This window comes from Bacteroides sp. 2201st1_D9_2201SCRN_220225 (assembly GCF_040928965.1).
Taxonomy (GTDB): Bacteria; Bacteroidota; Bacteroidia; order Bacteroidales; family Bacteroidaceae; genus Bacteroides; species Bacteroides stercoris.
In genome coordinates this window covers 83064-106536 of record NZ_JBCODG010000003.1, presented here as the reverse complement: position 1 = coordinate 106536, position 23473 = coordinate 83064, and the positions used below count along the sequence as shown (strand labels likewise).

At 43.7% G+C, this 23473-nt stretch carries 29 protein-coding genes; 22 read left to right on the top strand and 7 right to left on the bottom strand.

Annotated elements, in window-relative coordinates; all coding sequences use genetic code 11:
- Window positions 1-3 precede the first annotated feature (3 nt).
- The 3 genes from AB5903_RS01610 to AB5903_RS01600 all read right to left on the bottom strand — a co-directional run bounded on the left by AB5903_RS01610 (window position 4) and on the right by AB5903_RS01600 (window position 1105).
- Complete coding sequence (locus AB5903_RS01610) at window positions 4-390, bottom strand: LuxR C-terminal-related transcriptional regulator (protein ID WP_008782030.1); 387 nt, start codon at window positions 388-390, stop codon at window positions 4-6.
- Entirely contained in the window at window positions 368-628 is a 261-nt protein-coding gene (locus tag AB5903_RS01605; RefSeq protein ID WP_008782031.1) for a hypothetical protein, read from the bottom strand. The genes AB5903_RS01610 and AB5903_RS01605 overlap by 23 nt, the downstream gene beginning before the upstream one ends.
- A gap of 114 nt (window positions 629-742) precedes the next feature.
- Window positions 743-1105: a hypothetical protein gene (locus tag AB5903_RS01600; RefSeq protein ID WP_368117610.1), complete on the bottom strand. Its 363-nt coding sequence runs from the start codon at window positions 1103-1105 to the stop codon at window positions 743-745.
- Window positions 1106-1289: 184 nt separating this feature from the next.
- Here AB5903_RS01600 and AB5903_RS01595 point away from each other — a divergent pair, with 184 nt between their 5' ends.
- The 13 genes from AB5903_RS01595 to tsf all read left to right on the top strand — a co-directional run bounded on the left by AB5903_RS01595 (window position 1290) and on the right by tsf (window position 11660).
- A complete protein-coding gene (locus AB5903_RS01595; protein ID WP_007557951.1) occupies window positions 1290-1682 on the top strand; it encodes a helix-turn-helix transcriptional regulator in 393 nt (130 codons plus the stop codon).
- A gap of 9 nt (window positions 1683-1691) precedes the next feature.
- Window positions 1692-2144, top strand: coding sequence for a hypothetical protein (locus AB5903_RS01590; RefSeq protein ID WP_016661622.1), 453 nt, complete (start codon window positions 1692-1694; stop codon window positions 2142-2144).
- A gap of 21 nt (window positions 2145-2165) precedes the next feature.
- Entirely contained in the window at window positions 2166-2615 is a 450-nt protein-coding gene (locus AB5903_RS01585; protein WP_151871375.1) for an HI0074 family nucleotidyltransferase substrate-binding subunit, read from the top strand.
- A complete protein-coding gene (locus tag AB5903_RS01580; protein WP_016661620.1) occupies window positions 2603-2911 on the top strand; it encodes a nucleotidyltransferase domain-containing protein in 309 nt (102 codons plus the stop codon). The genes AB5903_RS01585 and AB5903_RS01580 overlap by 13 nt, the downstream gene beginning before the upstream one ends.
- The gene (locus AB5903_RS01575) at window positions 2908-3048 is read left to right on the top strand and encodes a hypothetical protein (protein WP_016661619.1); all 141 of its coding nucleotides are present in this window, start codon (window positions 2908-2910) and stop codon (window positions 3046-3048) included. Before AB5903_RS01580 ends, AB5903_RS01575 begins: the two co-directional genes overlap by 4 nt.
- 262 nt (window positions 3049-3310) lie before the next feature.
- On the top strand, window positions 3311-4657 hold the full coding sequence (purB, locus tag AB5903_RS01570; RefSeq protein WP_005658339.1) for an adenylosuccinate lyase: 1347 nt from the start codon (window positions 3311-3313) through the stop codon (window positions 4655-4657).
- 131 nt (window positions 4658-4788) lie between these two features.
- A complete protein-coding gene (locus AB5903_RS01565; protein ID WP_117857663.1) occupies window positions 4789-6255 on the top strand; it encodes a pseudouridine synthase in 1467 nt (488 codons plus the stop codon).
- A gap of 28 nt (window positions 6256-6283) precedes the next feature.
- The gene (asnS, locus tag AB5903_RS01560) at window positions 6284-7687 is read left to right on the top strand and encodes an asparagine--tRNA ligase (RefSeq protein WP_022104287.1); all 1404 of its coding nucleotides are present in this window, start codon (window positions 6284-6286) and stop codon (window positions 7685-7687) included.
- 156 nt (window positions 7688-7843) lie between these two features.
- Window positions 7844-8335, top strand: coding sequence for a DUF4488 domain-containing protein (locus tag AB5903_RS01555; RefSeq protein ID WP_005658332.1), 492 nt, complete (start codon window positions 7844-7846; stop codon window positions 8333-8335).
- A 337-nt stretch (window positions 8336-8672) separates the two neighbouring features.
- Window positions 8673-9134 (top strand): 50S ribosomal protein L13, encoded by a 462-nt coding sequence (gene rplM, locus AB5903_RS01550; protein ID WP_005658326.1) that lies wholly within the window; start codon window positions 8673-8675, stop codon window positions 9132-9134.
- A 6-nt stretch (window positions 9135-9140) separates the two neighbouring features.
- The gene (gene rpsI / locus AB5903_RS01545; protein WP_004288304.1) at window positions 9141-9527 is read left to right on the top strand and encodes a 30S ribosomal protein S9; all 387 of its coding nucleotides are present in this window, start codon (window positions 9141-9143) and stop codon (window positions 9525-9527) included.
- A 177-nt stretch (window positions 9528-9704) separates the two neighbouring features.
- Window positions 9705-10541, top strand: a complete 837-nt coding sequence (rpsB, locus tag AB5903_RS01540) for a 30S ribosomal protein S2 (RefSeq protein WP_005658322.1) — start codon at window positions 9705-9707, stop codon at window positions 10539-10541.
- A 126-nt stretch (window positions 10542-10667) separates the two neighbouring features.
- Entirely contained in the window at window positions 10668-11660 is a 993-nt protein-coding gene (tsf, locus tag AB5903_RS01535; protein ID WP_005658319.1) for a translation elongation factor Ts, read from the top strand.
- A 90-nt stretch (window positions 11661-11750) separates the two neighbouring features.
- Here the strand turns inward: tsf and AB5903_RS01530 are convergent, their stop codons facing one another.
- On the bottom strand, window positions 11751-12110 hold the full coding sequence (locus AB5903_RS01530) for a translation initiation factor (protein ID WP_060385876.1): 360 nt from the start codon (window positions 12108-12110) through the stop codon (window positions 11751-11753).
- A 169-nt stretch (window positions 12111-12279) separates the two neighbouring features.
- On the opposite strand from AB5903_RS01530, the gene AB5903_RS01525 reads away from it, so the two are divergent.
- The 4 genes from AB5903_RS01525 (at window position 12280) to AB5903_RS01510 (ending at window position 15242) form a co-directional block, all read left to right on the top strand.
- Window positions 12280-12936: a redox-sensing transcriptional repressor Rex gene (locus AB5903_RS01525; protein ID WP_005658317.1), complete on the top strand. Its 657-nt coding sequence runs from the start codon at window positions 12280-12282 to the stop codon at window positions 12934-12936.
- Window positions 12936-13553 carry a fumarylacetoacetate hydrolase family protein gene (locus tag AB5903_RS01520; protein ID WP_258997842.1) on the top strand — a complete coding sequence of 206 codons (618 nt, stop codon included), beginning with the start codon at window positions 12936-12938 and terminating at the stop codon, window positions 13551-13553. The genes AB5903_RS01525 and AB5903_RS01520 overlap by 1 nt, the downstream gene beginning before the upstream one ends.
- 159 nt (window positions 13554-13712) lie before the next feature.
- Window positions 13713-14192 carry a 2-C-methyl-D-erythritol 2,4-cyclodiphosphate synthase gene (gene ispF / locus AB5903_RS01515; RefSeq protein WP_060385878.1) on the top strand — a complete coding sequence of 160 codons (480 nt, stop codon included), beginning with the start codon at window positions 13713-13715 and terminating at the stop codon, window positions 14190-14192.
- A 30-nt stretch (window positions 14193-14222) separates the two neighbouring features.
- Window positions 14223-15242, top strand: coding sequence for a metallophosphoesterase family protein (locus AB5903_RS01510; RefSeq protein ID WP_016661614.1), 1020 nt, complete (start codon window positions 14223-14225; stop codon window positions 15240-15242).
- Here the strand turns inward: AB5903_RS01510 and AB5903_RS01505 are convergent, their stop codons facing one another.
- The 3 genes from AB5903_RS01505 to AB5903_RS01495 all read right to left on the bottom strand — a co-directional run bounded on the left by AB5903_RS01505 (window position 15243) and on the right by AB5903_RS01495 (window position 18639).
- Complete coding sequence (locus AB5903_RS01505; protein ID WP_016661613.1) at window positions 15243-16601, bottom strand: glycoside hydrolase family 28 protein; 1359 nt, start codon at window positions 16599-16601, stop codon at window positions 15243-15245. It lies immediately after the preceding gene.
- Between the two features lie 103 nt (window positions 16602-16704).
- Window positions 16705-17556, bottom strand: coding sequence for a hypothetical protein (locus tag AB5903_RS01500; protein ID WP_016661612.1), 852 nt, complete (start codon window positions 17554-17556; stop codon window positions 16705-16707).
- A 36-nt stretch (window positions 17557-17592) separates the two neighbouring features.
- The gene (locus AB5903_RS01495; protein ID WP_368117609.1) at window positions 17593-18639 is read right to left on the bottom strand and encodes a porin; all 1047 of its coding nucleotides are present in this window, start codon (window positions 18637-18639) and stop codon (window positions 17593-17595) included.
- Window positions 18640-18826: 187 nt separating this feature from the next.
- On the opposite strand from AB5903_RS01495, the gene mnmA reads away from it, so the two are divergent.
- From mnmA to AB5903_RS01470, 5 genes are all read left to right on the top strand, one after another.
- Window positions 18827-19909: a tRNA 2-thiouridine(34) synthase MnmA gene (gene mnmA / locus AB5903_RS01490; protein WP_016661610.1), complete on the top strand. Its 1083-nt coding sequence runs from the start codon at window positions 18827-18829 to the stop codon at window positions 19907-19909.
- Window positions 19910-19946: 37 nt separating this feature from the next.
- Window positions 19947-21320 (top strand): S8 family serine peptidase, encoded by a 1374-nt coding sequence (locus AB5903_RS01485; RefSeq protein ID WP_272710539.1) that lies wholly within the window; start codon window positions 19947-19949, stop codon window positions 21318-21320.
- Window positions 21321-21352: 32 nt separating this feature from the next.
- Window positions 21353-22600 (top strand): exodeoxyribonuclease VII large subunit, encoded by a 1248-nt coding sequence (xseA, locus tag AB5903_RS01480; RefSeq protein WP_016661608.1) that lies wholly within the window; start codon window positions 21353-21355, stop codon window positions 22598-22600.
- An 8-nt stretch (window positions 22601-22608) separates the two neighbouring features.
- Window positions 22609-22818, top strand: a complete 210-nt coding sequence (gene xseB, locus AB5903_RS01475) for an exodeoxyribonuclease VII small subunit (protein ID WP_005658237.1) — start codon at window positions 22609-22611, stop codon at window positions 22816-22818.
- Between the two features lie 156 nt (window positions 22819-22974).
- Window positions 22975-23463 carry a sigma-70 family RNA polymerase sigma factor gene (locus AB5903_RS01470; RefSeq protein WP_005658234.1) on the top strand — a complete coding sequence of 163 codons (489 nt, stop codon included), beginning with the start codon at window positions 22975-22977 and terminating at the stop codon, window positions 23461-23463.
- The last annotated feature ends 10 nt before the right edge of the window (window positions 23464-23473 follow it).

The window sequence follows — 23473 nt, the reverse complement described above, 5'->3', positions numbered from 1 at the left end:
ATGCTATGCTGCCTGTTTATAATTAGGTTGAGATATTTCTTCTGTCTTGTATCTTTGCGTTCTTCCTCTTCTTGTTCGGTAGTAATAATCGTGATGATTATCTACTGAAAATTGGAATATTACTATTCCCAAGAAGCAAAGAGCTATAATCGTTTTTTGTAGCTGTTGAAAATCTATGTTTAGAGTAAATACTCTATTGGCCCACCATGACCCCAGTTCATTTAATTTGCTGGTTCCGGTCTTTTTGTATGCTTTGTCGAGCAATACGTTGATAGTTCCGTAAGCTACGTGAAGCCTGTCTGCCATTTCTTTCTTTGCGAGTCCGCAAAAGGCAAGTCCGGCGATCTGATTTTCACGCTTGGTTAATTCATTGTTCGCTTGTAGTTCCATTTTGCAATGTTTCTAATTCGGCTGCCGCTTTAGAAACTCCTTTTGAGGCTTCCAAGGCTTCTTTAGCCATTCTGGTTGCTATTGTGAGAACTTTAGCCTTATAAGCTGAACGGGCAGATGCAGGCTTGTTGTTTAGAATATTATGTACTGTACCTTTTGAACATCCTGCTTCTTTTGCAATGCTCCCCTCATAGCCATAAGGGAGATTGGATTTAATAATTTCTAATTGATTTTCCATATACCTGATATTATTGTCTGAGTTCCCGGCAAGGTGGTCAAGCCCAGCCGGGATTGATTATCTACTTTTTATTATCGATTAATTTCTTATGAAATCTCTGTGCTTTTGTTCATATCATTCTTCATCCTCCCATTCTTCATCTTCGTCAATATCAGGAAAGCCTTGGTCGGGGTCTGATTCGGGTGCTTTACCTCCGAAATACTCTCCATTCTCAGTTATTGATGGATGCTTGATATTTGGATTTCTGCCGTTAGGGGAATTTTCAAAAGCAAGTTCGATCCCCTTGTCTCTATCTGAACCTAAGCCGTTCATTTCTGCAAGAAGTTCGTAGTAGTCTTTGCCTCCGAACTCCCCATAGCCTTCATAGTATTGTTCTACATACTTGTTTCCTTTATCATCAGTCATTACAACTTTGTAATTCTCGCCATTCACAATGCGATGATTGGTGTCTTGTGTAAACCAACTAAATTGTCCCATATCTTGTCTTTTTTAGAGTGAATAATCTATTTTGCTGTTTTTATTCCAACTTTATTTTGCTGTTATTGCACTTTTGCACTAACTTTATGGTGCAAATTAAATGTTTTCTTGAAATATAAACAAGAAAAACTTGAAATATTTTTCAAGAAAATAATGAATATGATTAAATAAAAACTTTAAATGTATGAAAATTGGATTGGTAATCAAAGAGTTAATGCTTAAACAAAATATTGAAGTTGCAGATTTGGCAAAACGATTGGGTAAGACAAAACAAGCCGTATATGATATGCTTGATAAAGAAGATGTTAACACCTCATTGCTTCGTGAGCTTGCTGCTATTTTTAATGTTCCAATAACTATTTTCTTTGATAATTCAGTAAATAACAATCAATCTAATACAGGAAATAATAGTATCGTTTTAGGTCAGAATAATAATGTGGATTCTTTAAACTTGGATTATAAAGAAAAACTTGAAAGTGCATTGGTTGAGATAAAGCATTTGAAAGAAGTTATCGATGCGAAAGATAAACTTCTTCAAGAGAAAGAGAGATTGATTAATGTATTAATGAATAAGTAGGTATATAAAATGAGGAAAATTATAGAGCATTATTTGGCATTTGTACTTTTGTTTTTGTTCTCAGCTTGCGGTGAAGATGAAGATATAAAAGAATATTATACTGAAGAACAGAAAGCGGTACTTGATGTATTTCATGGGAAATTTCAAACAGATGATAATTCAAGAACTATGGAATTCTTAGAAGTGTATGATATTCCTAGAAAAATTTCAGTGTTAGGCTTGCTTGAAAATGGCTATGATGATAAAATATTTGGGAAGATAAGAACATCTTGGGCAAGTTTTGAAGATACTTATTACTTCTCTTTGTCGAGGGATGCTAAATATATGTATACTTATGATATTGTTGATAACGAAAATGTATCAAGTCGTGATAAGGTACCTTTGAAAATTATTAATGAAAATGAGTTTAATTTATATCCCCTAACAATCGTAAATCCTTATAAGTATAAAAGGATAGAATAAATTAAAGAAGAAAACAAAATTATGGAACAAGATATACGTTGGCTTCAAAGATACGACAGCTTCCATCGGGCTTGTAGTCGTGTGTTAGAATTAACTGAGTCAAATAGAAGACCTCAAGATTTATCAGAATTAGAGATGGAGGGATTAGTTCAGCGTTTTGAATATACATTTGAACTCGCATGGAAAGTTTTGCAGGACTTTTTAAGATACAAGGGATACGAGGGTATTAGTGGCCCTAACCCTGTATTGCAAAAGGCCTTTGAAGACGGATTGTTATCTAATCATGACTCATGGAGAAGAATGGCAAAGGCTAGAAATACGACTTCTCATACATATAATGAGGGGGAAGCAGGAGAAATTGTTGTTAAAATATATGATGAGTATTCGAATCTTCTAAAGCAATTGGATAACAGACTCTCTAAAGAACAACAAAAAATGAACAATAACCTGGATAGTTTATGTACGGTTTAAGTGATACAGTAATAACGGATATCTGCGGTGTATTCCGCCGCCATCCCAATATAGAAAAGGTACTTATTTTCGGTTCCCGTGCCAAGGGTACGTATTCCGAGGGATCGGATATTGACTTGGCTGCGGTGGGGGATGGGCTTACCTTTAATCAGCTAATGGATATCAATATCCAGATAGAGGATTTGGGTTTGTTATATAAGGTTGATGTGGTTGATTACAATAAGAATATAGGTACTCCTATTGGTGAGCATATAAATCGTGTGGGAAAGCCTTTTTATAACAAAACCGGGATATGAACGACAAGGATGAACTGATAGCTTCCCTTCGGAAACAGCTACGGGAAGCATTGCGAAAATGCAGTGCTCAGGAGCAGGAAATCGCTCTTTTGAATCATGAGATAGAGTTGTTAAAACAGAAGTCTAATTTGAAATAGTTTATAACAAAAGCAGCTTGCTCTGATAATTGTTTGTGAGATAATTAGTTATGTGCCGGACTTTTCTGCCTTACAAGCAGAGGGTCGGCGGTTCGAATCCGTCAACGCCCACACATTGTTGCGGATTTTAGCTTTGTATATAGTATGCAAAGCTATTTTTTTATTCTGAAACTTCATTTTTTTAATTTATTTCCCCATTATACCTGATTACTCGGAAAAAAGCCGTAATTTTGCAATCCGATAATTATCATAAATACGACGTATGGAACTTGATTTACTTACCGCAATCTCCCCGATTGACGGTCGCTACAGGGGCAAGACAGATGCTTTGGCTGCCTATTTCTCAGAATTCGCACTGATAAAATACCGTGTACAGGTTGAAGTGGAATATTTTATAACCTTATGTGAACTGCCTTTGCCTCAGTTGAAAGGGGTGAATAAGGATGTATTCGAAACTTTGAGAAATATTTACCGTAATTTTTCAGAAGCCGATGCCGGACGTATCAAGGATATTGAAAGCGTGACTAACCATGATGTGAAGGCTGTTGAATATTTTTTGAAAGAAGAATTTGATAAGTTAGGCGGAATGGACGACTATAAAGAGTTTATCCACTTCGGGCTGACTTCACAAGATATTAACAATACTTCTATTCCTTTGTCTGTAAAAGAGGCATTGGAACAGGTATATTATCCGCAGATAGAGGAATTGATAGCGCAACTCCGTGCTTATGCTGAAGAGTGGGCGAATATTCCGATGCTCGCCAAAACGCACGGACAGCCGGCTTCTCCTACTCGTCTGGGAAAAGAGATAATGGTGTTTGTATATCGTTTGGAACGCCAACTGGTTGCATTGAAGGCTTGTCCGGTTACTGCTAAGTTTGGCGGTGCTACGGGAAATTACAATGCACATCATGTGGCTTATCCGGAATATGACTGGAAAGCTTTCGGTACTAAGTTCGTTGCAGAGAAACTGGGGTTGGAGCGCGAAGAATATACGACTCAGATTTCCAATTATGATAATCTATCTGCTATCTTCGATGCGATGAAGCGAATTAATACGGTGATGATTGATATGAACCGTGACTTCTGGCAGTATATCTCCATGGAATATTTCAAGCAGAAGATCAAGGCTGGTGAGGTTGGTTCGAGTGCAATGCCGCATAAGGTGAATCCGATTGATTTTGAAAATGCCGAAGGTAATCTGGGCATAGCAAACGCTATCCTTGAACATCTGGCTGTGAAGTTGCCGGTGTCACGTTTGCAGCGCGACCTGACGGATTCTACCGTATTGCGTAATGTGGGCGTTCCGTTCGGACATATCATAATAGCCATTCAGAGTTCATTGAAAGGATTGCGCAAGCTGCTGTTGAATGAAACGGCTATCTATCGCGATTTGGATAACTGCTGGAGTGTTGTGGCCGAGGCCATTCAAACAATCCTGCGCCGTGAGGCATATCCGCATCCTTACGAAGCGCTGAAAGCATTGACACGTACCAATCAGGCTATCACAGAGAATTCTATCAAGGAATTCATAGAAGAATTGAATGTAAGCGAAGATATAAAGAAAGAATTACGTGCAATTACTCCCCATACATATACGGGGCTTTAAGAAGCGACAAGGGAAACCGGAGATTTCAACTTTTTTAATCCGGAATTTGTTATAAGCTAAAATAAAGGTAATTAGAGATAAAGAAAGAATGGCCGTGAGGCCAGTAGGTTTAATTTTATTCGAATAAAACAATGAGTACAGAAAATGAAACTTGGCGTGATGCTTCTTCTTCAGAGGAGAATTCAGGCGCCGGCCGTGATGGTAACCAATTTAACAGAGAGGGAAGCTATAGTCGCCCGTCTTATAACCGTGAAAATGGTGACCGCCCTTATCGTCCGAGATTTAATAGTGAAAATGGCGACCGTCCGCAACGTTCGTACAGCAGTGACCGTCCTTACCGTCAGCGCTTTAATCCGAATGCGGAAAATGGTGACCGTCCTCAGCGTTCCTATAACAACGACCGTTCTTACCGTCCTCGCTATAATAGTGAAGGTGGCGACCGTCCTCAACGCTCTTACGGTAACAATGCCGGCGGTGACCGTCCTTACCGTCCCCGCTATAATAGTGAAGGTGGCGACCGTCCTCAACGCTCTTACGGTAACAATGCCGGCGGTGATCGTCCTTATCGTCCCCGTTATAACAGTGAAGGTGGCGACCGTCCTCAGCGTCCTTACGGTAACAATGCTGGCGGTGATCGTCCTTACCGTCCCCGTTATAACAGTGAAGGTGGCGACCGTCCTCAGCGTCCTTATGGTAACAATGCTGGTGGTGACCGCCCTTTCCGTCCGCGCTATAACTCGAACGGTGACCGTCCTCAACGCCCTTATGGCAACAGAGACAGCTACAGTCGCCCGATTCGCCGTACGGGAGATTACGATCCCAATGCCAAGTACAGTAAGAAGAAACAGATAGAGTATAAAGAACAGTTTGTCGATCCGAACGAACCGATTCGTTTGAATAAGTTTCTGGCTAATGCCGGTGTATGCTCGCGTCGTGAAGCGGATGAGTTTATTACGGCAGGTGTAGTGTCTGTAAACGGAGAAGTGGTTACGGAATTGGGTACTAAGATTAAACGTGGCGATGAAGTGAAGTTTCACGACCAGACGGTCAGCATCGAACGTAAGATATATGTCCTGTTGAACAAGCCGAAAGATACGGTGACAACTTCCGATGACCCGCAGGCGCGTCGTACTGTAATGGACTTGGTGAAAGGTGCTTGTGACGAACGTATCTATCCGGTAGGTCGTTTGGACCGTAATACTACGGGGGTATTGTTGCTGACGAACGATGGCGACCTGGCTTCCAAGCTGACCCATCCCAAGTATCTGAAAAAGAAAATATATCATGTGCATTTGGATAAGAATCTGACTAAAGCCGATATGGAGCAGATTGCAGCCGGTATTCAGTTGGACGATGGTGAAATCCAGGCAGATGCTATCAGCTATACGGATGATTTCAAAAAAGATGAAGTGGGCATAGAAATCCACTCCGGCAAGAACCGTATCGTGCGTCGTATTTTCGAATCGCTGGGATACAAGGTCGTGAAGCTGGATCGTGTATTCTTTGCCGGCTTAACCAAGAAAGGCTTGCGTCGCGGCGAGTGGCGTTACCTCACGGAACAAGAGGTGAACTTCCTGCGCATGGGCTCTTTCGAATAATATATAATCAAGTTATAATAACTGTTTTATGGAAAAGATTAGTAGAACAAAGATTGTTGACCTGCTGAAGCGCGAGGATTTTGGCGCTATGGTCAACGTGAAAGGTTGGGTTCGTACCCGCAGAGGTAGTAAGCAAGTTAATTTTATCGCGCTGAACGACGGTTCTACAATAAATAATGTGCAGATTGTGGTGGATTTGGCAAACTTCGATGAGCAGATGCTGAAAGAAATTACCACAGGAGCTTGTTTGAGCGTGAACGGTGTGCTGACGGAATCGGTAGGCTCCGGTCAGAAAGCTGAAATCCAGGCACGTGAAATTGAAGTGTTGGGTACTTGCGACAATACGTATCCTTTGCAGAAAAAAGGGCACTCTATGGAGTTCCTTCGCGAGATAGCCCATCTGCGTCCTCGTACGAATACATTCGGTGCTGTGTTCCGTATCCGTCACAATATGGCTATTGCCATTCATGAATTCTTCCATAAGAAAGGGTTCTTCTATTTTCATACGCCTATCATTACGGCTTCCGACTGCGAAGGAGCCGGACAGATGTTTCAGGTTACTACGATGAACCTTTATGATTTGAAGAAAGACGAAAACGGTTCTATTATCTACGATGACGATTTTTTCGGAAAGCAGGCGAGTCTGACGGTTTCCGGTCAGTTGGAAGGTGAACTTGCCGCTACGGCGTTGGGCGCTATCTATACGTTCGGGCCTACGTTCCGTGCGGAAAACTCCAATACCCCCCGTCACTTGGCTGAGTTCTGGATGGTGGAGCCGGAAGTTGCGTTCAATGACATTACCGATAACATGGACTTGGCGGAAGAATTCATCAAGTTCTGCGTACAGTGGGCTTTGGATAACTGCGCCGATGATGTGAAGTTCTTGAATGATATGTTTGACAAGGGTTTGATAGAGCGCTTGCAAGGTGTACTGAAAGAAAACTTCGTTCGTCTGCCTTATACGGAAGGTATTAAGATTCTGGAAGAAGCCGTAGCACAGGGGCATAAGTTTGAATTCCCTGTATACTGGGGGGTCGACCTGGCTTCCGAGCACGAACGTTATTTGGTGGAAGACCACTTCAAGCGTCCGGTTATCCTGACGGATTATCCGAAAGAAATCAAGGCGTTCTATATGAAGCAGAACGACGATGGTAAAACGGTACGTGCTATGGATGTGCTCTTCCCGAAGATTGGCGAGATAATCGGCGGCTCCGAGCGTGAGTCCGATTATGCTAAACTGATGAACCGCATTGAAGAACTTCATATTCCGATGAAAGATATGTGGTGGTATCTTGATACCCGCAAGTTCGGTACGTGCCCGCACTCAGGCTTCGGATTGGGCTTTGAACGTCTGTTGCTGTTTGTAACCGGTATGACTAATATTCGTGACGTGATACCGTTCCCGCGTACTCCGCGCAATGCGGAGTTCTAACCGCCGAAGAACGAAATAAAATATCCTTGACGGATAAGCCCGCATAAACTTTGGTTTATGCGGGCTTTTTTATCGGATAAACTGTTATTTTCTCGAAATAAATCTTTATATTTGTGTCAATAGGAATGGCATAGCGTTAACCAATATCATACGAATATGAAAAAGAATTATTTCTTTACCATGCTGGCAGTGGTGCTGCTTGCGGTAACAGGAGTCCGGGCGCAGGATAAGGCTGCTTTTGAGCCGGCGCATCTGGAAGGTATTTGGCAGTTGTGTCATTATGTGTCTGAAAATCCGGAAATTCCCGGAACATTGAAGCCGAGTAATACATTTAAGGTACTGAGCGATGACGGTCGCATTGTTAACTTCACGATACGGCCCGGTGCAGATGCCATTATTACAGGGTATGGTACCTATCGGCAAATATCGGGTACAGCCTATAAGGAAAGTATCGAGAGGAACATCCATCTGCCTATGTTGGATAATAAGGACAATATCCTTGAATTTGAAATGGGTGAGGGAGGTGTGATGTACCTGAAATACTTTATCGCAAAAGATTTAAACGGAAATGAACTGAATACATGGTTCCATGAAACATGGAAACGGGTAAATATGCCATCCGCGTTTCCGGTAGACATTGTTCGGTAGTATAAAACGAATGTTGTTTTATGTCCCTTGCGCAAATCCGGAAAATTTTCTGTTTATAAGTGTTTGCGTGTGCGGGCGGGAACTTTTGAAATTCTCTTCCGAGGAAATCTGTATTTCCTCGGAAGAGAATTTCTTTTTGTTGTATATCAGCCAAGTGCAAATCAAAAAAAAGAAGAAAACGTTTGCCAGTTATAAGAAAATCCGTACCTTTGCAAGCCGATTATTATCTCATAAGGATAAGCATTTAATTCATAGCGGATTAATCTCCCTTTGTCCGAGGCGGTTGATTCGTGGTGAAGCAAAAATTTAGTAGTAACATTTAAAAAAACAATTAAGAGTGGATACTTTAAGTTACAAGACCATTTCTGCAAACAAAGCTACAGTGACTAAAGAATGGGTCATTGTTGACGCTACAGACCAGGTATTGGGTCGTCTGGGCGCAAAAGTTGCGAAACTGTTGAGAGGAAAGTATAAACCTAACTTTACTCCTCACGTAGATTGCGGCGATAATGTAATCATTATCAATGCCAACAAAGTAAAATTAACCGGTAACAAGTGGAATGACAAGGTATATCTGTCATACACAGGCTATCCCGGCGGTCAGAGAGAAATCACTCCTGCTCGTTTGCAGGCAAAACCGAACGGTGATGACAAGTTGCTGAGAAAAGTAGTAAAGGGTATGCTGCCTAAAAATAAGTTGGGCGCCAAATTGCTGGGCAATATGTATGTATATGCCGGCAGCGAGCACAAGCATGATGCTCAGAACCCGAAAATGATTGATATTAACGCACTTAAATAAGAGATAATGGAAGTAGTAAATGCATTAGGCAGACGTAAAAGTGCAATTGCACGTATTTTCGTAAGCGAAGGTACTGGAAAGATTACTATTAACAAGAGAGACCTCGCAGAGTACTTTCCATCAAGCATTCTTCAGTATGTAGTTAAACAACCGTTGAACAAGCTGGGTGTTGCTGAAAAGTACGACATCAAAGTAAACCTCTGCGGTGGCGGTTTCACCGGACAGTCTCAGGCATTGCGTCTTGCAATTGCTCGCGCTTTGGTGAAAATCAATGCTGAAGATAAAGCTGCTCTCCGTGCTGAAGGCTTCATGACTCGCGATCCCCGTTCTGTTGAACGTAAGAAACCGGGACAGCCGAAAGCTCGTCGTAGATTCCAGTTCAGTAAACGTTAAGAGTTGGAGAACGGTTGGGGCGGACAAGTTGCTTAATTCTCGACTTTCACCTCTCAACTCTCAACTGAAAAAGCGTTTAGTATCTAAACTACCGGGACTCTTCATTCGGATAGGCTACCCGGCGGTTGGTTTAGAAAAAACAAAAAAGAAAGTAAACGATTTAAAGATTAAAACAAAATGTCAAGAACTAATTTTGATACATTATTGGAAGCCGGTTGTCACTTCGGTCACTTGAAAAGAAAGTGGAACCCTGCAATGGCTCCTTATATCTTCATGGAGCGCAATGGTATTCATATCATTGACCTCAACAAGACGGTTGCTAAAATTGACGAAGCTGCTGAAGCTTTGAAGCAAATCGCTAAATCAGGAAAGAAAGTCCTGTTTGTTGCTACTAAAAAACAAGCTAAGCAGGTGGTTGCCGACAAGGCTGCATCTGTAAATATGCCTTATGTAATCGAGCGCTGGCCGGGTGGTATGTTGACCAACTTCCCGACAATCCGTAAGGCTGTGAAGAAGATGGCTACTATCGATAAGCTGACTAACGATGGTACTTATTCTAACCTCTCTAAGAGAGAAATCCTGCAAATCTCCCGTCAACGTGCCAAGTTGGACAAGACGTTGGGTTCTATCGCTGACCTGACTCGTCTGCCGTCTGCTTTGTTCGTTATCGACGTAATGAAGGAGAATATTGCAGTTCGCGAAGCCAACCGTTTGGGTATTCCCGTATTCGGTATCGTTGATACCAACTCCGATCCTACGAATATCGACTTCGTTATTCCGGCAAACGATGACGCTACCAAGTCGGTAGAAGTTATCTTGGATGCTTGCTGCGCTGCTATGCAGGAAGGTTTGGAAGAACGTAAGGCTGAGAAGGTAGACATGGAAGCTGCCGGTGAGGCTCCTGCCAACAAAGGCAAGAAGAAAGCTACAAAAGCAAGACTCGACAAGTCTGACGAGGAAGCAATCAACGCAGCTAAAGCTGCCGCTTTCATTAAGGAAGACGAAGAGGCTTAATTCATAGTGGAGAGTTGAGAATTGAAAGTTGAGAGTTACTTTACAGCAATTCTCAATTCTCTATTCTCAGCTCTTTTTCGCTTTTTAGAACGATATTTATTAACTAAAATATAAAGGAAAGATAGTATGGCTGTAAGTATGGCTGATATAACCAAGCTCCGTAAAATGACCGGTGCTGGTATGATGGATTGCAAGAATGCATTGAACGATGCAGAAGGCGATTTCGATAAGGCAATGGAAATTATCCGTAAAAAAGGACAGGCTGTTGCTGCTAAGCGTTCAGACCGTGAAGCTTCTGAAGGCTGCGTTTTGGCTAAGACTACCGGTGACTTTGCCGTTATCATCGCTTTGAAGTGCGAAACCGACTTCGTAGCTCAGAATGCCGACTTCGTGAAACTGACTCAGGATATCCTTGACCTTGCCGTTGCCAATAAGTGCAAGACGTTGGATGAAGTAAAAGCCCTGCCGATGGGTAACGGTACTGTACAGGATGCAGTAACCGACCGTAGCGGTATCACAGGCGAAAAGATGGAACTCGACGGTTATCTGACTGTAGAGGGTGCAACTACGGTTGTGTACAACCACATGAACAGAAACGGCCTTTGCACGATTGTTGCTTTCAACAAGAATGTTGACGAACAGTTGGCTAAGCAAGTGGCCATGCAGATTGCTGCCATGAATCCGCTGGCTATCGACGAAGACGGTGTTTCTGAAGAAGTTAAGCAGAAAGAAATCGAAGTTGCTATCGAGAAGACAAAAGCTGAACAAGTACAGAAGGCTGTTGAGGCTGCTTTGAAGAAAGCCGGCATCAACCCTGCTCACGTTGACAGCGAAGACCACATGGAAAGCAACATGGCTAAGGGATGGATTACAGCTGAAGACGTAGCAAAGGCAAAAGAAATCATTGCTACAGTTTCTGCTGAAAAAGCTGCACACTTGCCGGAACAGATGATTCAGAATATTGCTAAAGGTCGTCTGGGTAAATTCCTGAAAGAAGTTTGCTTGCTGAACCAGGAAGATATCATGGATGGCAAGAAGACTGTAAGAGAAGTGCTGAAAGAAGCTGACCCTGAATTGAAAATCGTTGATTTCAAGCGTTTCACTTTGCGTGCTGAATAATTCCGTACGGATGTAAATATATGGAAACGGTCGCATGGAAATATCCATAGCGACCGTTTTTCTTTATTATGTTTTTAAAGCAGCAGTGAGTTATCCCACCGTTTTGGTCTGTGTATACCCCTCTTTCTTTAGTAATTCCAGTACTTTTTGCTTAAAGTCTCCTTGTACAATGATTTCTCCGTCTTTGGCGCTTCCTCCCACACCGCATTTACTTTTAAGGAATTTGCCCAGTTCTTTCAAATCGTCTTCCGTACCGATAAATCCGGTAACGAGAGTTACAACTTTACCGCCCCGGTTCTTGCGGTCCAATTGTACGCGCAGACGTTGTTGGGACGGTTGGAGAGTGGTTTGCTCTTCTTCATCGTCCAATTCGTATTTGAAGTCGGGGTTGGTTGAATACACTACATTCAGTCTGTCTTTCCAATCGTTCTCTTTTGGTTTCTTAGCCATATATACTTGTTTTAATTTTCTCACAAAAGGAGTCCAAAAATACGGTTTTACAAGGAACTTTGCAATCACAGGTAGAAATAATGTTAACCTTTTGTCATAGATATATTATAGATTGGAAAAAAAGCACTACTTTTGTCAGTCATAATATTGAGAACTTAAAGGAAAAGCTATGAACAGTCAGTTACAAAAGAAAGACTCTACAAAGGTGCCGGAACCTACCTTGCGCCGGCTTCCGTGGTATCTTTCCAATGTAAAATTGCTTAGAAAAAGAGGGGAGCGTTTCGTTTCTTCTACTCAAATTTCCAAAGAAATCAATATTGATGCCTCTCAGATAGCGAAGGACTTGTCATATGTCAATATTTCCGGCCGTACCCGTGTGGGGTATGAGATAGATACGCTGATTGCCGTGTTGGAAGATTTTTTGGGATTTACCAATATACATAAAGCATTTCTTTTCGGTGTGGGAAGTTTGGGTGGTGCATTGCTGCGAGATTCCGGTTTGAACCATTTCGGTCTGGAGATTGTAGCAGCATTTGATGTAAATCCCGATTTGGTAGGGACGGCATTGAATGGCATTCCAATCTATCATTCCGATGATTTTGAAGAGAAAATGCAGGCATATGACGTCAATATCGGTGTGCTGACAGTACCTATTGAGATTGCGCAGAAAATTACGGATACGATGGTGGCAGGCGGCATTAAAGCCGTATGGAATTTTACTCCGTTCCGTATCCGTGTGCCGGAAGATATAGTGGTTCAGAACACTTCGTTGTATGCACATCTGGCAGTAATGTTTAACCGTTTGAATTTTAATGAGATAAGGTAATGAAGATCATAGCAGTAGGGATGAATTATGCACAGCACAATAGGGAGCTTGGGCATACTCAGGAGAATAGGGAACCTGTTATCTTCATGAAACCCGACTCGGCTATTTTGAAAGACGGCAAGCCGTTTTTTGTTCCCGACTTCTCCCATGAAGTCCATTACGAAACGGAAGTTGTGGTACGTATTTGCCGGTTAGGTAAGAATATAGCTCCCCGTTTTGCGCATCGTTATTATGATGCGGTGACGGTAGGCATTGATTTTACAGCCCGTGACTTGCAGCGGAAATTCCGTGAAGCCGGTAACCCGTGGGAGCTGTGCAAAGGGTTTGACAACTCAGCGGCTATCGGTACGTTCATTTCTTTGGAACAAGCCGGTGGAGACTTGCAGAATTTAGATTTCCATCTCGATATAGACGGTTGCGAAGTACAACGTGGCAATACGGCAGACATGCTTTTCAAGATAGACGATATAATAGCCTATGTCAGTCGTTTTATGACTTTGAAGATTGGTGATTTACTGTTTACAGGTACCCCTGCCGGGGTAGGGCCCGTCAGCGTCGGTCAGCATTTACAAGGTTATTTAGGCGGGGAAAAGCTGCTTGATTTCCATATCCGCTGATTTCGTCAGCTCTTTCATGCTCCTTTGTATTAGGCTGTAAGACTTGCTGTTTGTTTTTTAGGTACGTAATCCCTCTCATTAAGGAAAAATAGCAGAATATCTTTGAGCCGATAGTGAATAATGTCTACTTTAGCACGTTTATTATATAATTGAAAAGATATGAAGATACGTGTTGGTTTTGGCTTTGATGTTCACCGGCTGGTGACAGATAGAGAACTTTGGTTGGGTGGTGTACGCCTGGAGCATGAGAAAGGTCTCTTGGGACATTCGGATGCAGACGTGCTGATACATGCTATTTGCGATGCATTGCTGGGTGCGGCGAATATGCGCGACATAGGCTATCACTTTCCCGATACGGCAGGCGAATTTAAAAATATAGATAGTAAGATATTGTTGAAGAAAACGGTGGACCTGATAGGCAGTAAAGGGTATTCCATCGGTAATATTGATGCGACAATCTGTGCGGAACGACCCAAGTTGAAAACTCATATACCCGCCATGCAGCAGACTCTTTCTGCTGTGTTGGGGATTGATGAAGACGATGTATCCGTGAAGGCTACCACTACGGAGAAGTTGGGCTTTACAGGACGGGAAGAGGGAATATCGGCTTATGCAACTGTCTTGATAGTCAAAGAATAAACGAACTCCGAATCAAAATCAGAAAATACTATGAAACAATTTGCTTTGACCCTTTGTATGGTACTGCTGTCCGTAATGTTCTGCCGGGCACAGATAAAGCCTTTGAAATTCGATAAAAACGGGGAATTCAAAATAGTGCAGTTTACCGATGTGCATTTCAAATATGGTAATCCTGCCTCGGATATTGCCTTGAAGCGTATCAATGAAGTGCTTGATGCAGAACGTCCCGACCTGGTTGTATTTACCGGTGACGTGGTGTATGCGAAGCCGGCAGAAACAGCCATGCGTACGGTACTTGCTTGTGCTTCTTCCCGTAAAATTCCTTTTGTTGTGACTTTTGGCAACCATGACAATGAACAGGATAAGACGCGTGCCGAATTATATGATGTCGTTCGCTCTGTTCCTTATAATATTCAGCCGGACAGAGGTGAGGCCGATTCACCCGACTACGTGCTTGCATTGCAGGCTTCCGACAGTAATCGTGATGCAGCTTTGTTGTATTGTATGGATTCGCACTCCTACTCCCGGCTGCCGGATGTGAAAGGATATGCCTGGTTTACCTTTGATCAGGTAAACTGGTATCGTAGCCAGAGCGCTGCTTATACGGAAAGAAATGGCGGAAAGCCTTTGCCTGCTCTGGCTTTTTTCCATATTCCCCTACCCGAATATAATCAGGCTGCGGCTGATGAGAGTGCCATATTGATAGGCACGCGTATGGAAAAGGCTTGTGCTCCGCTCTTGAATACCGGCATGTTTGCCGCCATGAAAGAAGCCGGTGATGTAATGGGTACTTTTGTGGGGCACGACCACGATAATGATTATTCCGTTATGTGGCACGGCATCCTGTTGGCTTACGGGCGTTTTACAGGTGGAAATACGGAGTATAACCACCTGCCGAATGGTGCCCGTGTTATTCTGATGAAAGAAAACGCCCGCACATTCACTACCTGGATTCGTACCAAAGGCGGGGAGATTGTGGACAAAACGATTTATCCGGACAGCTACCGGAAAGACGATTGGCGTAAGCGTCCGCCGGTTGGAGAGAAGTAATCAGGGGGCAGTTACTTTTTCTCCGTTTACTACTACATTGTCCAGCGTCAGGTTCACCACATTCTCCATTTGTATCGCTTTGGGAGCTTTCTTCACGTTGATGTTCCGCAGGGTGATGTTGTGCAGTTTGGCTTCAGGCAGTCCGTTAGCCATGAGCGCTACGCTGTCCACGCGGTTACAGGTTACATCTTCAATGCAGATGTTGCGGAATAGTGTAGGATGATTGCCGCCCCGATACCCGTGGTAGTTCGTGCGGAAATTGATAACACCCCACAGGCAGACATCGGCTTCGATGCGCCGCATATTCAGGTTTTCGAAATAGCCGCCTCTGTCCGGGTTGGACTTGAAATATATACCGTTACGGCAACTGTCTATCTTGCAGTCCTCGATATAGATATTCCGCACTCCGCCCGACATTTCGCTTCCGACAGTGATGGCCCAACGTGCGAAATGACAGTTGCGGATGATAACGTTTTCCGTAGCCTGACCGATGCGCCAGCCGTCCTGGTCGCGCCCTGATTTGATAGCGATGCCGTCGTCACCAACGTTGAAATCCATATCTTCTATCAGTACATTGGTGCAGGATTCCGGGTCGCAGCCGTCATTATTGTAATTGTTGCTGTCGATATATACATTCCGTACGGTTACGTTGTCGCAAAATACGGGATGAATGATCCAGAAGGGAGAATCGTAAATTTTTAAATCTTCTACCAATACGTTCTTGCAACCGTAAAATTGTATCATACAGGGACGCAGATAGTGTCCTTCTCCGAATACGCGTTGGTATACAGGAACGGAATCGATACCCATTTGGCGCAGACGGTCTACGGCAGGACCTTGTATGGCATGCCAGCCGTTGAAAGTCACCGAACCGTTTCCGTCGATAGTTCCTTTGCCGGTTACCGCGACATTTGTACATTGGTATGCGTAGATAAAGGGGGAGTAGTTGAAACATTCTGTTCCTTCCCATTTTGTCAGTACCATAGGCAGGTAGTCGGCGGCTTCGGTAGAGAATTCCAGACGTGCTCCTTCGGCGATGTGCAGGTTTATGTTACTTTTCAGTGTAATGGCTCCTTTGATGAAATAATTTCCTGCGGGAATGAGTACGGTACCGCCACCGTTCGTGTTACAATGACTGATGGCTTGGAGGATGGCGGGACGGCTGTCGAAAGTTGTATCGCTCTTTGCTCCGTAGTCGGTTACATCATAAACAGTATCGGCGAATACGGGCGGTACGATATTTTTTAGTATTCCGGGTACTTTTGCCCATTCTCCGGCCGTTTTCCGGGAGGAGGATGTGGTGCAGGCTCCCATCACCAATAGGAGGGATAAGCACCAGAGTGCAGTTTGTTTTTTCATGGCATTACGTATTTAAATATGTATGGAGCAAAAATACGGGTTTCTCTTCGGTAAGGGGTGGATGAATTGATGTTTGAAATGGAATTTTTGACCGGATTCGGTCTTATGGATGAAATTTTACATAATTAAGTCGCGTCCATTTGTTTTTTCCGATGGTGTACGTACCGGCAATGCGTGCCGAGGCTATATGGACGGTTTCGTCTGTCCGGTAAGCATGTTCCACGGCGGGTAGTTGGCACGAATGCCTGCTTGCCGTGCGGGAGTTGACGCGGAAAGTCACAAGATTTCCGGAGGTGTCTTTCAGCCTTAGTATTTGCCGGACATAGAAGTAAGGGGTCGTACCCCTGACTTGTGTCTTGTAGGGGTCGTCCTCCAGCCGGACACTGAGAACGGTCAGGGTCAGATCTGTCACTTTTTCCCCTTCTTTCCCAAGAAAGCGTCCGGCAGGCGGTTGCTTGGCTTTCCGTTGCAGGATGTCAATGTATACGGAATGGTATATCCGGGCGATTTGTGCGAAGCGTTCCTGTTTAGGAATTCGGGGAGTGAACTTGAAAGCTATCCAGGTGAGATAGCCGGGGTCTATCCGCAGGATTTCGTGCAGATAATGTCCGTGATATTTGCCGAACGAGATAATATCGTCGCCCTTATTCTGCATTCGTTTGGCATTATACTCCACTAACGACAGAGGACGGGGGGAGTAGTAACATAAGGTGCTTGCCATTCGTAAGGCTTCGTGTATATCCTCACTCAGGTCGAATATGTAAAATATGGATTGCCTTTCGGGCAGAGGGGAGTAAATCCAAAGTGAATATCGGGGACAATCTGCTCTTGGCAATACCACAAGATAGGCGCCTACCTCTTTGAAAGAAGCTTTTTTCAGGTTGTATTCATTTAGCTTTTGATACAACACGTCTTGTTCTGCGGCAGTGATGCCCGGAATAAGCGGATTTGTCATACATCAATTTGCTTATTCCAAAGATATGTAATTTTTTTAGAATCGTACCATTAATTCCAATACTATTTTGTCTTGTTCAGATTCTTTTGCAATACTGCTGTTGGCATAGAAATATTTTTCATAATTCAGGCGCAGGTCTGTGCGGAATGCTTTACTGAGGCTGAAGGTGATACCGCCTGTCAGCCGCTGGCGTTTGTAGTCGGTGGTGACCAATGCGCCGGTTTCTTCATCGGTGGTCTTGGCGTCGCTTTGGTCTGTCATCATGTCGTAGCGTAGCAGGAAAGACATTTTATTGAATACTTTACGCAGCGGAAGGTCGTAATTGATGAATGTGTTTACGGCTTGCACATCTTTGAAGGCATTGTCGGAATATTGCTTGTACAGATATTCCGCTTCGATATGGAAGCGGTCGGACTCATAGTAAGCGCCGATGTCGTACGATTGCACCCGTATTTCTTCCGGTTGGATGCTTTGTATGCTCAGTGTCAGGTTCAGCCCTTTGATGAAAAGAAATTGGGCTTTGGCAGAATAATTCACTTCTTTATGCCATTCTTTTTGATTGGTCAGGCCCGAACCGTTGTACAGTCCGCCTTCTATCGTAATAGGCAGGTCGGTAGGCAGGGTATATCCCAGTGTGATACCTACATCGCGTACGTTGCCCACCTGCTTGGCTATGAACGAGCGGTTGGCAAAATATTGCTGGTGGGGTGATCGGTGTGCGTCGATGGTAAAAGGCACGCGCATCTGCCCGGCGGTCACTGTCAACCCTTTTGCCGGAAACAGGCGTGCGTAGGCATCGAGCATTTTGATGCTTCCCTCGTCCGACAGGTCTATTTCGGCTTTGTAGGCAACAATCGGCAAGACATTGCCGGTAACGCTGACACGTGCGTTTCTCACTTCGAAACGTCCGGCGCCCATAGTGGTCTGGTATTCGTATTTGCCCCGGATTGTTCCGTGTATTTCGGGCAGATAATCCTTGCTTTCCAGTTTTTCCTTGTCTATCTTCTTTCCGTTTTGGGTGTTTTGGGCTTTTGCCATAAAGGGCAACAGGGTGAGGAACAGCATCAATGCGCTTTTTTTCATAATTTGTTGTCGGTTTGTTTATGTTGGCAAAGATACGGTCGTATGTGTTGTGATTTTATGTCATATGTGTTTCGTTTCTGTTACAAAGTCACGGGCAAAACGATATGCAGCTATGTGAACTCTTGCAAAAAAGGCATGCCTTTTCTCTTTCTTCTGTTTGAAAACCTGTATTTTTGCATCTTAAACGATGTATATCCGAGAAATGAACAAGGCAGAAAAACGAGTGTTGGTTGGAATGAGCGGTGGCATTGACAGTACCGCTACATGTCTGATGTTGCAAGAGCAGGGGTACGAGGTAATCGGTCTTACGATGTGGGTGTGGGGAGAAGAGCCGTTGGAAGCCCGCCAGCTTGCTCAGAATATGGGCATTGAACATTATGTGGCTGATGAACGAGAGGCTTTTCGTGAGGTGATTGTCCGGAACTTTATCGATGAATACCGGCAGGGGCGTACCCCCAATCCTTGTGTGATGTGCAATCCTCTGTTCAAGTTCCGCATTCTAACGGAGTGGGCGGATAAATTGAATTGCCGGTATATTGCTACCGGGCACTATACCCGTCTGGAAGAGCAGAATAGGAAAATATATATAGTTGCCGGGGATGACGATAAGAAAGACCAGTCTTATTTCCTTTGGCGCTTGGGGCAGGATGTCTTGCGACGTTGTCTTTTCCCGTTGGGAACCTATACCAAGATGCAAGTGCGCGATTATCTGAGGGATAAAGGCTATGCACCGAAAGCCGAGGAAGGAGAGAGCATGGAAGTATGCTTCATAAAAGGAGATTATCGGGACTTCCTGCGTGAGCATTCGCCGGAGATAGACAATGAAGTAGGCCCGGGATGGTTTGTCAATTCGGAAGGAGTGAAGCTGGGAGAGCATAAGGGCTTTCCTTACTATACCATCGGGCAACGGAAAGGACTTGAAATCGCATTGGGAAAACCAGCTTATGTGCTGAAAATAAATCCGCAGAAGAATACCGTAATGTTGGGAGATGCCGAGCAGCTCAAAGCGGAATATATGCTTGCGGAACAGGATAATCTGATTGATGAGGGGGAAGTTTTTGGAAGCGGGGAACTGACGGTTCGCATCCGCTATCGGAGCAAACCGATACCTTGTTCGGTAAAGCGTCTGGAAGACGGGCGATTGCTGGTGCATTTTGAGACGGAAGCATCTGCCATTGCACCCGGACAATCAGCTGTATTCTATATTGGAAAAAGGGTGGTAGGCGGTTCGTTCATTGCTTCACAACGTGGTATCGGCATGTATATTTAAAAATTAAAAACTGAAATTTGAAAATAAAAAGAGATTAATGGGGAAGAGATTGATTATTCTTTCAGCTTTAGTGTTGTTTCTGGCAAGTGCGTCGGCACAGCAAGATACGTTGAAATACCGTATTAGTTTAAGAGACAAGGCAGCTACCGTTTATTCATTGGAGCATCCTGAACAGTTCCTTTCGGAGAAAGCCATTGCAAGACGTCAAAAACAGAACCTGGCGGTTGATTCCACCGACCTGCCGGTTTGCCGTCAGTATATTGATGAAATACGCAGACAAGGAGTGAATATTGTAGTTGTAGGGAAATGGGAAAATTTTGTTACGGTTTCCTGCAATGATTCCGCTTTGATAGAACATATTGCCGCATTGCCGTTTGTACGCGCTACGGAGAAAGTATGGACTGCTCCGAAAATGAATGAAGGAATGGGGGATGCAATGCGCGATTCTGTAATCAATGAGCCGAAGATATATACAGACAGTATTTACGGTCCTGCTCTCACTCAAATTCAGTTGAGCAATGGAGATAAGTTGCATGATGCCGGATTCAGGGGGCAGGGAATGACGATTGCCGTGATTGATGCCGGATTTCATAATCTGGATAAGATAACGGCTATGCGGAATATCCGTGTCTTGGGCATGAAAGATTTTGTCAATCCTCAGGCGGATTTATTTGCGGCAAGCAGTCATGGACTGAGTGTGCTTTCCTGCATTGGAATGAATCAGCCGGGAATTATGACAGGTACTGCACCGGAAGCTTCCTTTTGGCTGTTCCGCAGTGAGGATGAGGCTTCCGAACACTTGGTGGAACAGGATTATTGGGCTGCTGCCGTAGAGTTTGCCGACAGTGTGGGAGTTGATGTGCTTAATACTTCTTTGGGGTATTATGCGTTCGATGACAAATCGAAAAATTACAAATATCGTGATTTGGACGGACATCATGCCTTGATGTCGCGTCAAGCCTCGCATATAGCCGATAAGGGTATGGTACTGGTGTGCAGTGCCGGTAATTCGGGAATGGGGTCTTGGAAAAGAATAACCCCGCCGGGAGATGCTGATAATGTGTTGACGGTAGGCGCTATCAACAAACAGGCGGTGTTGGCGCCATTTTCCTCTATCGGCAACACAGCTGATAACCGGATTAAACCGGATGTTGTAGCTGTGGGCGAAGGAGCGGATGTGATTCGCACGGACGGAAATCAGGGTAAGGCAAACGGGACTTCTTTCTCTTCGCCCGTCATGTGTGGAATGGTGGCTTGTTTATGGCAGGCATGCCCCCGGCTGACAGCGAAAGAGTTGCTTGAATTAGTCCGCGCTTCCGGTGACCGTGCCGACTATCCGGATAATATCTACGGTTATGGCGTGCCGGATATGTGGAAAGCATATAATAGCTATAAATTAAAAATGAAGTAAGGACAGGAACTTTGCATACTTATACTTAAAGAATGGATGCCTTATCACTATACGAATTAAATGCGCTGGTGCGTCGCAGCTTGGAGCAATGTTTGCCTGATGCCTATTGGATACAGGCAGAATTGAGTGATGTACGTACCAACAGCACCGGACATTGCTATCTGGAGTTCGTACAGAAAGATGTCCGTAGTAATAGTCTGATAGCTAAGGCGAGAGGAACGATATGGTCGAACGTCTTTCGTTTGTTGAAACCCTATTTTGAGGAAGCTACGGGACAGGCTTTTGTTTCGGGTATCAAAGTGCTGGTGCAAGTGACCGTCAGTTTCCATGAACTGTATGGATATAGCCTTACAGTACAGGATATAGATCCCACCTATACTTTGGGTGATATGGCCCGTCGCCGTAAAGAGATTTTGAAACAATTGGAAGAAGAAGGGGTACTTACTTTAAATAAAGAATTGAGAATGCCTCGTTTGCCGCAGCGTATTGCGGTTGTTTCTTCCCCAACCGCTGCCGGATACGGTGATTTTTGCCACCAGTTGCAGAATAATCCGGGAGGTTTTTACTTCTATACGGAACTTTTTCCGGCATTGATGCAGGGTGATCGTGTTGAAGAATCCGTTTTGTCTGCTTTGGATAAGATAAATTCCCGTTCGGACAGTTTTGATGTAGTAGTTATTATCCGGGGCGGTGGGGCAACTTCCGATCTTTCCGGATTTGATACTTATCTGCTCGCGGCTGCCTGTGCGCAGTTTCCTTTGCCTGTTATCACGGGTATCGGACACGAACGCGATGATACGGTTCTCGATTCCGTGGCCCATACCCGTGTCAAAACTCCCACTGCTGCTGCCGAATTTCTGATAGACTGCATGAATGAGGCTGCCGATGAATTGGAATCGCTGGCTGCCCGCCTATGCGATGGTGTCCGGAATTTGCTGGTACAAGAGCAACAGAAGTTAGTATCATACAGGAATCGTATTCCCTCTGCTGCTTATGGTTGCATTTCGGATGCAAAATTAACTTTGCTTACCGTCCGAAAAGATATTGTACAAGCTGTAACAGCCTCCTTGTTCCGTCAGCATCATCGGCTGGAGTTACTGCAACAACGGCTGGCGGATGCTTCTCCGGAAAAGCAATTAGCCCGTGGCTACAGCATTACATTGAAAAACGGAAAAGCAATAAAGAATGCTTCTCTCTTAAATGAGGGTGATGAAATTATCACTCGCCTGTATAAAGGAGAAGTGGTTTCAGTAGTAACAAATAAACTGTCAAAAAAATAAATAATCCTATGCCTGCACCCAAGAAAAAAGAGACTTATTCCCAAGCGATGGAACGGTTGGAGAAAATTGTCAGTCAGATAGACAACAATGAACTGGAAATAGATGAACTTGCCGTAAAGATAAAGGAGGCAAATGAAATCATTGCTTTTTGCAGTGATAAGTTGACTAAGGCAGACCGTGAGGTTCAGAAACTTCTATCGGACAAGCAGGAAAGCTAAATAACCTTGAGTGGCTTTTGTTAGCTTGATTTTTGATGTATTAATATTATATAACTCTTTTGGACGCTAAAAGAGTTAATACTGCTTTTTTTGTATTATAATAATAATTAATTTCGCTGGTAAAATTGTTTAAGATGAATAATAAATTGTAAAAGGGTGGAGGACTTTGCCGACTTTGATTTCTTTTTTAAAGAGTATTATGTCTCTCTTTATTCCTATGCACATTCTCTCATTAATAATTGGGAAGTAAGCCGTGACATAGCGAGCGATGCTTTTGAATATATATGGAAGAATTTTGATAGGATAGAGAAGGCCACGGCTAAGTCGTATCTCTTTATATATGTACGCAATCGTGCTATCGATTATCTGAGACATCAGGATATACATTATGCTTATGCTGAATTCTCTCAGAAATTGTATGAAAATTATACAGAAGTGGAGTTCAAGGAGCAAGACGAGCGTATGATGAAGATTCAGAAAGTGTTGGATGGAATGACCCCGCATACGAGGCATATCCTGGAAGAGTGCTATCTACATGAGAAGAAGTATAAAGAAGTAGCCGCAGAATTGAATATAAGCATAAGTGCGGTTAGAAAACATATTGTTAAAGCCTTGAAGGCTATTCGTGAGGAATTTGCTAAATAAATATAAAAAA